Below are 13,356 nucleotides of genomic sequence, written 5' to 3' on the forward strand. Positions count from 1 at the left end.
AAAGGTCACCGCCGGAATCGTCCGAAGGTGAGCCGGAATTACCGTTCCCGTCACCGAAAAACATTCAGGCGTAAAACGCGGTTCCTACGGTGGATCGCGACCGCAGCGGCTTCCTGACCGATCGGGAGCCACGATGAGGGCGGTCGCGACAGCCGAGAGGACAGCTGCTCATGGCAACCGTAGTAGAGGCCCCCGAAACCGGACACGTCTTCCAAAGACGCGGACGGTGGATCGACCACTGGGAACCGGACAACAATGAATTCTGGGAAAACGGCGGAAAACAAACCGCCCGAAAGAATCTGATCTTCTCCGTATTCTCCGAAAACCTCGGCTTCAGCATCTGGGTGCTGTGGGCCAGCGTCGTCACCGCCATGGGATCGGCCGGATTCGCCTTCCTGAGCGCGAAGAACCCGGACTCGGTCAACAACGCGCTGCTGCTCACCTCCACCCCGACGCTGGTCGGCGCGGCGCTGCGGGTGCCCTACACCTTCGCCATCCCGCGGTTCGGCGGGCGCGCGTTCACCGCCTTCAGCGCCACCATGCTGCTGGTGCCGACACTGGGGCTGGCGTATTTCATCAATCAGCCCTCGACGCCCATGTGGGTGTTCATGGTGCTGGCCGCGCTCGCCGGTGTCGGCGGCGGTAACTTCTCCTCGTCGATGGCCAATATCAACTTCTTCTACCCCGAGGGCAAGAAGGGCGCGGCGCTGGGCATCAATGCCGCGGGCGGCAATCTCGGTGTGGCGCAGACCCAGTTGTTCGTGCCGTTGATCATCACGCTGGGCACGCACCTCATGGCCAAGAACCCGGGCGGATACCGGTTCGGCATCACCCTCGCCGTGCTGGTGTGGATTCCGTTCATTCTGATCGCACTGTTCAGCGCGCTGCGCTACATGGATTCGCTGACCGGCGCGAAATCCGATGGCACGTCCTACAAGCTGGCGCTGAAGAACCATCACACCTGGGTGATGGCCGTCCTCTACATCGGCACCTTCGGGTCCTTCATCGGGTTCTCCTTCGCCTTCCCGACCCTGCTCAAGGCGAACTTCCCGAGCCTGGCCAAGATCGGCTGGATGGGCACGCTGGGCAACCTGGCGTTCCTCGGCGCGCTGGTGGGGTCCATGAGCCGGCCGTTCGGCGGGTGGATCGCCGACAAGTTCACCGGCTCGAAGATCACCCTCTACGTCTTCGGCGGCATGGCCATCGCCACCGCGCTGATCGTGGCGTCCCTGTCCGCCAAGAGTTTTCCGCTCTACCTGGCCTCGTTCCTGCTGCTGTTCGTGCTCAGCGGCATCGGCAACGGGTCGACCTACCGAATGATTCCGATGATCTTCACCGCCGAGGCGCGCAAGCACGCTTCGGAGACCGGGCAGGACGTCGGCGCGGCGTTGATCTCCGCCAAACGGCAGGCGGGCGCGGCCATCGGCGTCATCGGCGCGATCGGCGCGGCGGGCGGCTGGATCCTGCAGCAGGCGCTGCGGCTGTCGAACACGCACTACCACAGCATGAATCCCGCGTTCTGGGGTTACGTGGTCGCGTACCTGGCCATGGGCGCGCTGTGCTGGTGGTTCTACCTGCGCTCCTCCTTCGCCATCGGCCGCGCCCCCTCCCTGGCCCACGCCAACGTGTAGAAGACCCCGAAAGCTTTGGGAGCCACGGTCTCCCAAAGGCTTCCCACCCGTCGGGAAGCGAGAAAGGCCGCGCCGGATTCGTCGCCCGGCGCGGCCTTTCACTGACAACTGGGGCGGGCTCGCGGGCTCACCCCCTGACAGTCCTAGCGCGTTCACTTCCGTCTGGTCTGGGGTTTCAGGGGTTTACCTTTGAGAGTCCCCGAGAGTTGGGGATTCGCTACAGGAGCAGGCGGATCATGTCCGCGGTGCGGGCCAGGCCCGGGAAGGCTTCGGGGGTGGAGCGGGGGTGGAGGGCGTGGACGGCGAGGCGGAACATGACCGCGCGCACCAGCATTTGCGGCCATTCAGGGAGATCTCGCCAGCGTTCGAGTAGGCCGTCGTCGGCGCCGCCCCAGGACAGGGCGTCCACCACGATCACCGCGGCCGCCCAGGGGGCGGGACGCCAGTACGGGGTGAGGTCGGTGAGGCCGGGGGCGAAACCGCTGGCGAACAACACGGTTCCGAACAGGTCGCCGTGCACCAGCTGCGCGGGCGTGCCGATCGGCTTGCGAAGGGTGGACAGCTGGGTGATCAGGGTCAGGCTGCGATCGCCGTCGGGTGAGGTGGCCGGCAGCAGACCGCCCATTTTCAGGCTGCGCAGCGGAACCGCCTCCCACGCAGCGCGATCCGCGGCCGCGAAGACGTCCACATCCACCCAGGGGGCGACCGGCTGCGCGGCCAGGAAGCGCGGGCGCTCGAGCTTCGCGGTCACCTGATGTAGTCGCAGCGACAGGGAAACCACCTCGTCGTGGCGCGGTTCCGGCACGCCGTCGAGATAGGTGTCGGCGCGCCAACCGGATACGACATAGCGGCCATCGGTGGCCCGCACCGGCCGCGCCAGGCGCAGGCCGTCCACCTTCAGCGTCTCGCGCACCTTGGCCGACCAGGCGGCGCGCGCGTGATCGGTCACCGGGCTCAGCACCACATCGCCGAACCGCCAGCCACCGTCCCAGTTCCCCAGCGGAACCGGCGCTTCCTCGCGCAACCCGAAGGTCGAGCGCACATGCTCGGGAGGCTCCACAGCAGTCATGGTCACGCGCGTACGGTACCGCTGTAAAGCACCCGAAAATGGACGCCACGCAGGACCCGCCTCCCCGAGCCTTCAGGCCGGATTCGGGTGCCGTGGCCGGTGGCGTTGGCGACCGGCGGATTTGGACATAACGCCGATTTTGGACGTACCCGGGGAGTTACCCGGATCCGCCCAAATCAGTTGGCACGTCCCGATCGATCGACCTTGGTCAGTAGACCGGCAGGGACGGGTCGATCTGGTTGGCCCAGGCGATGATTCCGCCTTGGAGGTGGGTGGCGTCGGAGAAGCCGGCGTTTTTGAGGGCGGCTAGGGCTTCGGCGGAGCGGATGCCGGTTTTGCAGTGCAGGACGATGGGGGTGTTCTGCGGAAGTTCGGCCAGGGCCTCGCCGGAGAGGATGCGGTCCTTGGGGATCAGGGTCGCGCCCTCGATGCGGACGATGTCCCATTCGACCGGTTCGCGGACGTCGATGACGGCGACGTCCTTACCGGCGTCGAGCATGTCCTTGAGTTCGCGGGCGGTGACGGTGGAACCGATCGCGGCGGCCTGGCCCTCCTCGGAGACCACACCGCAGAAGGCGTCGTAGTCGATGAGTTCGGTGATGGGCTGACGCTCCGGGTCGCGGCGCAGCTTGATGGTGCGGTAGTTCATGTCCAGTGCGTCGTAGACCATGAGGCGGCCCAGCAGGGGGTCGCCGATGCCGGTGATCAGCTTGATCGCCTCGGTCACCATGATCGAACCGATGGAGGCGCACAGCACGCCCAGCACGCCGCCCTCGGCACAGGAGGGGACCATGCCCGGCGGCGGGGCCTCGGGGTAGAGGTCGCGGTAGTTGATGCCGCGGCCGTCGGGGGCGTCCTCCCAGAAGACCGAGACCTGGCCCTCGAAGCGGTAGATGGAACCCCACACGTACGGCTTGCCCGCCAGCACCGCCGCGTCGTTGACCAGGTAGCGGGTGGCGAAGTTGTCGGTGCCGTCGACGATCAGGTCGTACTGCTGGAACAACTCGACCGCATTGTCCGGCTCGAGGCGAATCTTGTGCAGCTCCACGGTGATTCCGGAGTTGATCTCCAGGATCGAATCGCGGGCGCTGTCGGCCTTGGAGCGGCCGATATCGGATTCGCCGTGAATGATCTGACGCTGCAGGTTCGAGGCGTCCACCTCGTCGAACTCGACGATGCCCAGCGTGCCGACGCCGGCGGCGGCCAGATACAGCAGCGCGGGCGAACCGAGGCCGCCGGCGCCGATCACCAGCACCTTGGCGTTCTTCAAGCGTTTCTGCCCGTCCACCCCGAGATCCGGGATGATCAGGTGGCGGCTGTAACGGGCGACCTCGTCCTTGGTCAGCTCCGCCGCAGGCTCCACCAGCGGGGGCAGGGAGGCATGCGATGACACGTCTTCGGACTCCTCAATCGAATTCGCCGGATACTCGCGGCCATTGCTGCAACACCGAGAACGGCGGCGTTCTTCCCCAAGGGTACGTGGATCAACTCTCGAAGCTCTCAGGGGCTGACGCCCCTGAAACCCCCCGAAGGGGAGGGGGAGGACTCAGGGGCTTACGCCCCTGAAACCCCAAGCTTCTCACGGTCTTACTGACGAGCATCCGTTATGAACGAGGCCAGTTCTAATGGTTTTTTGCGCCCTTAGGCGTTGAAATGCCTGGTGGGGTTTGGGGGCGATGAGTTTTTTGGGGGGTGGGTGAGTAGGTACCGGTGACAGATTTGGCTGTTTGGAAGGTGCTTGCTCATTGAGTACACATCAGCGGTGGACGTTGGCGCTGGCTTCGGTGGCGTCATTGATGGTGGGGCTCGACGCGCTTGTCGTGACCACTGCGCTGAATACGATTCGCGTGCGGCTCGGGGCCTCGTTGGAGGCGCTGGGGTGGACGCTCCACTCTTATACGTTGGCGCTTGCCGTGTTGTTGTTGACCGCGGCGGCGCTCGGGGATCGGTTCGGGCGGCGGCGGATGCTCGTCGCGGGGCTGGGTTTGTTTACCGCGGCATCGGGGGCGTGTGCGCTGTGCACGGACATCGGGTGGCTGGTCGCGGCTCGGACGGTGCAGGGAGTGGGGGCCGCGATGATCATGCCCGCGGCGTTCGCATTGGTGGGGGTGGCTTTTCCGCCCGCGCAGCGGGGGCGAGCGATGGGGATTTTCGCGGGGGTGCTCGGGCTCGCGATTCTGGGCGGGCCGGTGGTCGGCGGGGCGGTCGTGCAGGGGCTGACCTGGCAGTGGATCTTCTGGCTCAATATGCCGATCGGGGTGGCGCTCATCCCGCTGGTGCGGCGGTTCGTGGCCGAAAGCACCGGGCCCGCGGGCGGTCTCGACCTTGTCGGTGTGCTGCTGTCGGGGGCGGGCGCCGCCATGCCCGCGATCCAGAATGCCGCCATCAGCGCGGTCGGGCCGGAGTCCATCGGCATCGCCTCGGGCGTCTACAACGCCACCCGGCAACTCGGCGGGAGCCTCGGAATCGCGGTCACCTCAGCGGTTTTCACCGCCACCGGCGGCTACGGGTCGACGATGCTGGTGCAGCACGGGTTCCGGGCGGCGGTGCTGGCCGCGGCGGCGAGCGCGGGCCTGGGCGCGCTGGCCGGACTGGGAGTCGTTGTCCGGCAACACCGTCCCGCCCCGGCCGTCGAACCGGTGGCCGCGACCGCCTAACCGCGCGGGTAGGGCCAGGGGTTGAACTTGCAGGACTTGCCGTCCATCGGCACCACACCTTCGGGGTCGAGCTTCGCGATGTCGTTGTTCTTGATCCCGAAGGTCTGCTGCATCATCACCGGGGCCAGGCCGCCGTCGGTCTCGCACGGCTGATGCTCGCGATAGCCGATGGCATGGCCCACTTCGTGATTGATCTGGTACTGCCGGTACGAGCCGACATCGCCCTCGTCCGAGAGCGCGCCGCGCACCCAGCGCACCTCCGACAGCACCACGCGGTCGAGATCGGCGTTGTAGCAGGAGGAGTCGACCGGGATCTCGAAACCGCAGGACTTGCGGGTGGTGTCGCGCGAGGTGAGCGAGATGCGGAAATCCGGGGTGCCGGTGTCGATGCGATGGAAGGCGAAACGCGGATCATGGGTCCAGGACTTGGGATTGGCCAGCGTCGCGTCGATCATCTTGCCGATGGCGTCGTCGCCGCCGAGGCTGGCGGTGTCCACCCCGTCCTCCACCTCGATGGTGTAGTTGAAGACGTGTTCGGTGCCGGTGCCCACCTGGCCGGTCGTGCCGGGCACCACATGCCAGGTGCCCTTGCCGGTGTCGGTGTAGGGGCCGCCGGCGGGGACCACGCCCGAGGGCAGGTCCACGGCGTATTTGCCGTCGCCCTTGGGTCCGCCGTAGATGCCGCTGGGCTTGTCGGTGCGCTCGCTGAGGCGGCCGAAACCCGGCAGGCCGGTATCGCTGTCGCCGGTGTGGCGCAGCGCGTCCACGGCGACCAGGACGGTGATCACCAGCAGGACGGGCAGGGCGTAGGCGCGCCAGCCGTAGGTGTTGACGAAGCGGCCGAGTGGGCTCTGACGCTTGGTCTCCCGGTCGGGGCGCTGCCGGTTGGCGCCGTCGGCGGGGGCGGTCGGATCCCAGCGCGCGCGCAGCGGCTGATGGGACGGGGCCGCGGGCTGGGGTGGCATCGGGGCCGGGGATGGGGCTGGGGCTGGCGTCACCGGTGATCGCGGCGGCGACACCACGGCCGATTGCGGTACCGACTGGCCGGTATTCGTTGCGCCATTGTCGGAGTACAAGCCGAGCGGATCGTAGATCGGTCCGGTAGGTCTGCCCCGCTTGGTTCCGGTCGCCTTCGGCGCGCCGGCACCCACGGGGCGGCGTCCATCGCGTCCGCCGGAATCGCTGCCCCCAAGGTCGGTCACGCCTGACAGACTCTCACAGCGCGGCCGCGAGCGGTCAGCCACCGTCGCCGACGGTGCGCATTGCTGCGAGATATCTCACGCGAATAGGGCAGATCTCACAATTCGGAACATGTGCTACACAGTTGTGATCGGCCTCGCATAATCGACGCCACAATATTCGGAACCTGGATCGGCACCGGCTCCCCGAGCGAGTATCGTTCGGTGGATACGCCCCGGTGACATCCTTCCCGCCGGGAATCAACTGGGAGATCGGAATGACTGACCTCGTGGACCGGATGACTTCGCACCGTATGTCATCCGAGGCGACGAGCAAGCGCGGCACCCGCCTGCCTCGCGAGGCGCGCCGGGCGCAGCTACTCGCCGCAGCCAGCGAGGTCTTCGTCCTACGCGGCTATCACGCCTCGGGCATGGATGAGATCTCGCAGTGCGCCGGAGTGAGCAAACCGGTGCTCTACCAGCACTTCTCGAGCAAGCTGGAACTGTATCTGGCGGTCCTGCAGAACTATGTCGACGCCCTGGTGTCGAGCGTGCGCCAGGCGCTGCGCTCCACCACCGACAACAAGCAGCGCGTGCGCGCCGCCGTGCAGGCCTACTTCGACTTCGTCGATCACGAAACCCAGGGTTTCCGACTGGTTTTCGAATCCGATCTGACCAATGAGCCGCAGGTGCAGCGCCGCGTCGAGCAGGCCACCGAGGCGTGTGTGGACGCCGTCTTCGACCTGGTGGCGCACGATTCCGGGCTGGAGCCGTACCGGGCTCGGGTGCTGGCCGTGGGGTTGGTCGGCGCGAGCCAGCTGAGCGCGCGGTACTGGCTCGAGGCGGATCGACCGATCACCAAGGACGACGCGGTCGACACCACCGTGGCGCTGTGCTGGGGCGGCCTGAAGCACGTGCCGCTGCACCCGATCGACTGAGAGAGAAATTCTCTCAACTCTCGAAACTCTCAGGGGTAAACCCCTGAAAGCCCGAAATCGAGAAAGAAGCACTCACGGGGTAGACCAGCCCCGCGAGAAGAAGCGGCTCATGGGGTAGACCCAGAAACCCCGCGAGAGAAGCGGCTCAGGGGGCGGACCCCTGAAACCTCTACAGCGAGAAAGAAATTGCCCCGCCGGTTCAGTCGGCGGGGCAATTTCTTTATGTCACTGGGGGTTTCAGAGAGTGCCCCAGGGAGTTCGGCGGATCAGACGGCGGCGAAGCCGACACGGCCCGAGGAGGGGGTTCCGATCTCGACGTAGGCGACCTTGGAAGCCTGGATGAGGAACTTGCGTCCCTTCTCGTCGGTCAGCGACACGACGCCGCCGTCGCCCTGCAGCGCGCCGGTGACGGCCGCTTCGACCTCGGCCGGGGTCTGCGAGCTGTTGATGACGAGCTCACGCGGGCTATCCGAAATGCCGATCTTGACCTCCACGGCCAACCTCCGAACCTAGAGTCCTGTGCTGTCTGTGATCACGCTAGCGCAGCCGCGACAGCGTCCGGCCGCGACCGCCTGCGCTGTCAGCGAACAGCGCGCTGGGAGCGGCGGGTCAGGCCAGGCCGAGCACCCGCATGCGCTCGGCGTGCGAGTTCTGCATGTGCTCGAACAGGGTCGCGATGCCGTTCAGGTCGCCGGTGGCTGTGAGCACCAGTTCGGTGAGCTCGTCGCGCTGGGCCATCACGTATTGCGCCTGGGTGATGGCCTCGCCCAGCAGGCGACGGCCCCACAGCGCGAGCCGGTCGCGTTCGGAACGATTCTGCGCGACCGCGGTGCGCACCTCCTCGATCACGAACTCGGAGTGGCTGGTCTCGGCCAGCACATCGCGCACCACGTCGGCGACCTCGGGAGCCAGGGCGCCGGCGATCTCGGTGTAGAAGTCGGCGGCGATGCCGTCGCCGACATAGAACTTCACCATCGACTCCAGCCAGGTGGAGGGGTCGGTGGAAGCGTGATAGGCGTCCAGCGCGCGCACGAACGGGGCCATGGCGTCGAAGATGTCCACGCCGCGGTCGGCGAGGGCTCGTTCAAGGGTCTGGAAATGCTCCATCTCGTTGCCCGCCATCTTGGCGACCGCCACCCGGCCGCGCAGGCTCGGCGACAGCTTGGCCTCTTCGGCGAGCCGGTAGAAGGCGGAGATCTCACCGTAGGCGAGAACCGCGAACAGGTCGGTGACCCCGGGATGTTCGGCGGAGATACGGCCGTCTGAGGATTCCGACGCGGCGCCGAGCGCGGTGGACGAGTTAGCTCCCATGAGTCCCCACCCTAGCGGCAGAAAACGACGCGCATTCACCCATCGGCGACGCGTCCCGGGGCGTACGCTCGAAAAGCTCGAATGGCATTGTGCCACTGGCAAATTCAAAACCTACCGGTCGACTCGGAGGACCGGGCCAGGCATCGTCGACGGGAGTCCCCCATGCCTATCCCCATCCAGAACCTCATCGTCCTCGGCGACAGCCTCTCCGACATCGGCATCAAACGCGAATCCCCCGCCGGCATGTTCGCCCGCGCCGCGGGCATGATGCGCACCAACGAGATCGGCCGCTACAGCGACGGCAAGAACTGGACCGATTTCCTCGTCGAATGGATCGGCGGCGAACCGCTGGTCCGCGGCGACCTGAAGCAGACCGAGGACGCGACCGCGCCCCACCGCAAACTGCAGAAGGAATCCCTGGTGCTCCGAACGGACTTCGGGGATCTCGCGCCGGTGCGCTACGCCAACTACGCCGAAGGCGGGGCGATCGCCGCCTCGGACTGGCCGCAGCGGCCCAAATCCGGTGCGCTCGGCTTCCTGAAGGAGGAAATCGATCGATACATCCGCCACCGCAGGGACATGGGCGCCGCGTATTCCGGCAACACCCTGCACAGCGTGTGGATCGGCCTGAACGACATCGTCACCGCGAAACGACCCGAGGGCATGGACCTCGGCGCGCGGGCCGCCGCGCAGCAGCAGGACGCGCTCGAGGTGCCGAATCGCGACACCGCCGGCACCGGCGTCGCGCCGCTGGTGCAGGAGATCAATGCGGAGGTCAATCGGATCGCCGACGAATTCGGCGGCGCCAACGAACATTTCGTCCTCGTCGACCTGCCCGATCCCCTGGTGTCGGTCCGATTCCAGGAGAAGGTCGCCGACAAGGGCGATGCCGCGGCCGCGACCGAGGTGCGCATGGTCGGCAAGTTCAACGAGCTGCTCGAACTGCTGACCACGCACTGGCCCGGCTCGCCGGCGGGCGGCGCGCGGCCGGCCAACATCACCCTCGTGCACATGGCCGACTGGATGAAACGAGTCGCCGAGAATCCGGACACCTTCCGGCTGCGGGCGCTGCCGCAGCGACACGGCCCGGTCCGCTATCTCGGCGCGCCCGAGAACATGCCCGATCCGGGCCTGCGGCGGGCGCTGACCACCAGCGATCTGGCCCATCCGACGGAGGCGGTGTACGAGCTCATCGGCCGCCAGATCGTGGACACGCTGCTGGCCAAGGACTACCGCATCGGCACGCTCGACGCGGCGTCCTGGCCCGGAAGACGGCCCTTCCCAGCCATTCCCGGCCGCTGAGCGACCCGAGGCGACCTGCCCTCAGGCCTGGTCGCGCAGGAACTTGTCCAGGTACATCCAGGTGGTGTCGCGGGCGGTGAGGATGCCCAGGTGCGAGCCGGGCGCGGTCTCGTAGCGCACCTCCCGCGCACCCGTCAGGGTCTTGGTCCCGTGCTCCACGGCCGCGGCGGCGGTGATCACGTCGTCGGGGCCGCCGACCAGCAGCACCGGCTGGGTGATCGCGGCCAGCGCGATCCGCTGCTCGCCCAGGTGCACGACACCCTTGCCGATGTCGTTGGCCAGGATGAACCGGCCCCACAGCTGGTTGTAGAAGCGGCCGGGGTAGCCGGGCATGGCGTTCTGGAACCGGTCGATGGTCTCCATCCGGGCCAGGGTCGCGGTGTCGGCGAGATTGCTGGCAATGAACAAGGGCCGCTTGAGTTCTCGATCCCACGCGGTGGCCCGGTAGGCGATGCGGGTCAGCCGCGCGGAGACACCGCCGAGGGCGCGGATGGCGGCGGTCGTGGTGCGGCCCCCGTCGAGGCGGGCCAGCGCGCGCAGTTCCCGCGCGCCGATCATGTGGTCGTAGCTCAGCGGCGCGCCGACCGCAGTGATCGACCGGATCGGCAGCGTCTGATCGGCCGCCGCGGTGAGCAGCGCCAGCACGCCGCCGATGGACCAGCCCACCAGGTCGACCGGGCGGCCGCCGCGATCGGCCGACACCTGGCGGATCGCCTCCGGCAGGATGTCGTCGATCCAGATCTCGAACCCCATGCGGCGGTCCTCGAAACCGATCTCGCCGTAATCGACCAGGTAGGGCGCGCGGCCGGACTCCAGCACGAAGCGGGCCACGCTCTGATCGGGGCGCAGGTCGAAGCAGAAGGCGGGGGCGGCCAGCGGCGGCACCAGCAGCACGGCCGGATCGTCGGGACCGGCGCCGTCGTAGCGGCGCAGGGCGCGGTGCGGCGCGTCCGACAGCAGCGTCGACGGGGTCGGTTCGGGGGCCGCGATACCCTCGCCGAAGGTCAGGGACCAGGCGTTGCGCGCGGCGATGGTCACGGTGTCTGCCAAGCTCACGGCATTACCTTCGCAGATAGTGGTACAGGGCGTATCACATATGTGAGCAACTCAACTGCGGCGCCGGGAGCCGCGCGGCCGCATCCGGCGAATTATGGTGCGCCCCAATCATTAACGGCAATGCGAAACGCCGATCTTGGTGCCGCTCCCCCGCGATAAGCACAGCTACCAGCGCAATAACGCCCCACATTAGCCATGCCGAAAATCGGGTTCGAGGCCGTATCACGCTACAATCTCCGCGGACGGCGGAAAATTCATGACCGTAGTCCACGGAAAATGTGCGCGCACTCCGATCCGCAGCACTGCACCGCCGCGCCAGGTCGACGCCCATCCACCGGACAGGCATCCCAGCAGCGGCGAGAAACCGGATCAAGTGGTCGTCGCGGACCGACCGGGTCCGCCCCACGCCTCGTGCGCGCGAGACGCGATAAACGAGGAAAGGCAAGAACCCTGAGCAAGATCACCATCGAGCAGGAACCCGGTGTGGCCGAGACGCTGCTGACCGCGGAACTCGACGAGACCCACCTGGCTCCCTCCTTCACCGAATTGGGCGTGCGGCCGGAAATCGTCCGGGCCCTCGCCGAGATCGGCATCGAACGCACCTTCGCCATTCAGGAACTCACCCTGCCGCTCGCGCTGGCCGGGGAGGATCTCATCGGCCAGGCCCGCACCGGCATGGGCAAGACCTTCGGCTTCGGTGTGCCGCTGCTGCACCGCATCGCCTCCGCCGGATCGGGCACCAAAACCCTCGACGGCACCCCGCGCGCGCTGGTCATCGTGCCGACCCGCGAGCTGTGCATGCAGGTCACCGCGGATCTCGAGAACGCGAGCAAGTACCTGGCCGACGCCACCGGCACCAAGGTGCGGGTCACCTCCATCTACGGCGGCCGGCCCTACGACACCCAGATCGCCGCGCTGCGCGCCGGCATCGACGTGGTCGTCGGCACCCCGGGCCGGCTGCTGGATCTGGCCGAGCAGCAGCATCTGATCCTGGGCAAGGTCGAGGTGCTGGTCCTCGACGAGGCCGACGAGATGCTGGATCTGGGCTTCCTGCCCGATATCGAGCGCATCCTCAACATGGTTCCCGACCAGCGTCAGACCATGCTGTTCTCGGCCACCATGCCGGGCCCGATCATCACCCTGGCCCGCACGTTCCTCAACCGGCCCACCCACATTCGGGCCGAGGAGCATCACGAGTCGGCGGTGCACGACCGGATCACCCAGCTCGTCTACCGCGCGCACGCGCTGGACAAGAGCGAGCTGGTGGCGCGCATCCTGCAAGCCGAAAGCCGCGGCGCCACAATGATTTTCGCGCGTACCAAGCGGACCGCGCAGAAGGTCGCCGACGATCTGGCCGAGCGAGGCTTCGCCGTCGGCGCGGTGCACGGCGACCTCGGGCAGATCGCGCGCGAGAAGGCGCTCAAGAAGTTCCGCGACGGCAAGATCGACGTGCTGGTCGCCACCGACGTGGCCGCCCGCGGCATCGATATCGACGACGTCACCCACGTCATCAACTATCAGTGCCCCGAGGACGAGAAGACCTACGTGCACCGCATCGGCCGCACCGGCCGCGCGGGCAAGACCGGCGTCGCGGTCACCCTGGTCGACTGGGACGAGCTCAACCGCTGGGCCATGATCGACAAGGCGCTCGAACTCGGCATCCCCGAGCCGGTCGAGACCTACTCGCGTTCCCCGCACCTGTACGAGGAACTCGGCATTCCCGACGGCGTCACCGGCATCGTCCGCAAGCGCAAGCCCGAACGCGAGGACGACGCGGTCGTCGTCGAGCGCGAGGCCCGCGCTCCGCGCAACCGCAACCGTCGCCGCACCCGCGGCGGCAAGGACTTCGAGGGCGAGTCGACCACAGCCGTCACCACCACGGAAGCGCCTGCCGCCGAAGGTGATTCGACCGGCGATCCGGAGAAGTCCGGCCGTCGCCGGCGGCGTCGCCGCCGCGGCAAGGGCGGCAACACCCCGGTCGATGCCGTGGCCGCGACCACCGAGGCCGGGGTCGAAAGCGACAGTCCCGCAGCGGTTTCCAACGGCACCGCAGCGGTTTCCAACGGCACCGCAGCGGTTTCCAACGGCACCGCAGCGGTTTCCGACGGTGCCGGGGCAGAAGGCGGCAACGCCTCGCGCCGCAACCGCACCCGCAACCGCCGCCGGGGCTCCGCCGAAAGCAACGGTTCCGCCGAGGCCGCGCAGGCCCCGCAG

The 13,356-nt window shown here is 67.5% G+C and carries 10 protein-coding genes and 1 pseudogene; 5 read left to right on the forward strand and 6 right to left on the reverse strand.

Annotated features, from left to right (window positions below):
- Positions 1-170: 170 nt before the first annotated feature.
- On the forward strand, positions 171-1,631 hold the full coding sequence (locus D7D52_RS00380; RefSeq protein WP_120734535.1) for an MFS transporter: 1,461 nt from the start codon (positions 171-173) through the stop codon (positions 1,629-1,631).
- Positions 1,632-1,848: 217 nt separating this feature from the next.
- Here D7D52_RS00380 and D7D52_RS00385 read toward each other — a convergent pair whose 3' ends face one another.
- Together D7D52_RS00385 and moeZ are read right to left on the reverse strand one after the other, a co-directional pair.
- Positions 1,849-2,700: a TIGR02569 family protein gene (locus D7D52_RS00385; RefSeq protein ID WP_120743663.1), complete on the reverse strand. Its 852-nt coding sequence runs from the start codon at positions 2,698-2,700 to the stop codon at positions 1,849-1,851.
- A 208-nt stretch (positions 2,701-2,908) separates the two neighbouring features.
- Positions 2,909-4,093, reverse strand: coding sequence for an adenylyltransferase/sulfurtransferase MoeZ (gene moeZ / locus D7D52_RS00390; RefSeq protein ID WP_120734536.1), 1,185 nt, complete (start codon positions 4,091-4,093; stop codon positions 2,909-2,911).
- Positions 4,094-4,445: 352 nt separating this feature from the next.
- On the opposite strand from moeZ, the gene D7D52_RS00395 reads away from it, so the two are divergent.
- Positions 4,446-5,357, forward strand: coding sequence for an MFS transporter (locus tag D7D52_RS00395; RefSeq protein WP_120734537.1), 912 nt, complete (start codon positions 4,446-4,448; stop codon positions 5,355-5,357).
- Here the strand turns inward: D7D52_RS00395 and D7D52_RS00400 are convergent.
- Positions 5,354-6,322 carry a DUF3152 domain-containing protein gene (locus D7D52_RS00400; RefSeq protein ID WP_120734538.1) on the reverse strand — a complete coding sequence of 323 codons (969 nt, stop codon included), beginning with the start codon at positions 6,320-6,322 and terminating at the stop codon, positions 5,354-5,356. The two genes, D7D52_RS00395 and D7D52_RS00400, sit on opposite strands and share 4 nt — an antisense overlap.
- A 491-nt stretch (positions 6,323-6,813) precedes the next feature.
- Here D7D52_RS00400 and fasR point away from each other — a divergent pair, with 491 nt between their 5' ends.
- Positions 6,814-7,473 carry an HTH-type transcriptional activator FasR gene (fasR, locus tag D7D52_RS00405; protein ID WP_120743664.1) on the forward strand — a complete coding sequence of 220 codons (660 nt, stop codon included), beginning with the start codon at positions 6,814-6,816 and terminating at the stop codon, positions 7,471-7,473.
- 266 nt (positions 7,474-7,739) lie between these two features.
- Here fasR and D7D52_RS00410 read toward each other — a convergent pair whose 3' ends face one another.
- Positions 7,740-7,967, reverse strand: coding sequence for a DUF3107 domain-containing protein (locus tag D7D52_RS00410; protein WP_120743665.1), 228 nt, complete (start codon positions 7,965-7,967; stop codon positions 7,740-7,742).
- A 115-nt stretch (positions 7,968-8,082) separates the two neighbouring features.
- Positions 8,083-8,784 carry a ferritin-like fold-containing protein gene (locus D7D52_RS00415; RefSeq protein ID WP_120734539.1) on the reverse strand — a complete coding sequence of 234 codons (702 nt, stop codon included), beginning with the start codon at positions 8,782-8,784 and terminating at the stop codon, positions 8,083-8,085.
- A 162-nt stretch (positions 8,785-8,946) separates the two neighbouring features.
- Here D7D52_RS00415 and D7D52_RS00420 point away from each other — a divergent pair, with 162 nt between their 5' ends.
- Complete coding sequence (locus D7D52_RS00420; RefSeq protein WP_120734540.1) at positions 8,947-10,086, forward strand: SGNH/GDSL hydrolase family protein; 1,140 nt, start codon at positions 8,947-8,949, stop codon at positions 10,084-10,086.
- A gap of 21 nt (positions 10,087-10,107) precedes the next feature.
- On the opposite strand, the gene D7D52_RS00425 is transcribed toward D7D52_RS00420, so the two are convergent.
- Positions 10,108-11,142, reverse strand: coding sequence for an alpha/beta fold hydrolase (locus D7D52_RS00425; RefSeq protein ID WP_120734541.1), 1,035 nt, complete (start codon positions 11,140-11,142; stop codon positions 10,108-10,110).
- A 450-nt stretch (positions 11,143-11,592) separates the two neighbouring features.
- On the opposite strand from D7D52_RS00425, the pseudogene D7D52_RS00430 reads away from it, so the two are divergent.
- A pseudogene (locus D7D52_RS00430) lies at positions 11,593-12,988 on the forward strand (DEAD/DEAH box helicase); the annotation flags it as partial.
- Positions 12,989-13,356: the final 368 nt, after the last annotated feature.

The sequence above is a fragment of the Nocardia yunnanensis genome (assembly GCF_003626895.1).
GTDB lineage: Bacteria > Actinomycetota > Actinomycetes > Mycobacteriales > Mycobacteriaceae > Nocardia > Nocardia yunnanensis.

Bases quoted from the DNA above. Each gene is read 5' to 3' on its own strand.
- D7D52_RS00380 (WP_120734535.1), top strand. From the start codon at position 171: ATGGCAACCGTAGTAGAGGCCCCCGAAACCGGACACGTCTTCCAAAGA.
- D7D52_RS00385 (WP_120743663.1), bottom strand. From the start codon at position 2,700: ATGACTGCTGTGGAGCCTCCCGAGCATGTGCGCTCGACCTTCGGGTTG.
- D7D52_RS00400 (WP_120734538.1), bottom strand. From the start codon at position 6,322: ATGCCACCCCAGCCCGCGGCCCCGTCCCATCAGCCGCTGCGCGCGCGC.
- fasR (WP_120743664.1), top strand. From the start codon at position 6,814: ATGACTGACCTCGTGGACCGGATGACTTCGCACCGTATGTCATCCGAG.
- D7D52_RS00415 (WP_120734539.1), bottom strand. From the start codon at position 8,784: ATGGGAGCTAACTCGTCCACCGCGCTCGGCGCCGCGTCGGAATCCTCA.
- D7D52_RS00420 (WP_120734540.1), top strand. From the start codon at position 8,947: ATGCCTATCCCCATCCAGAACCTCATCGTCCTCGGCGACAGCCTCTCC.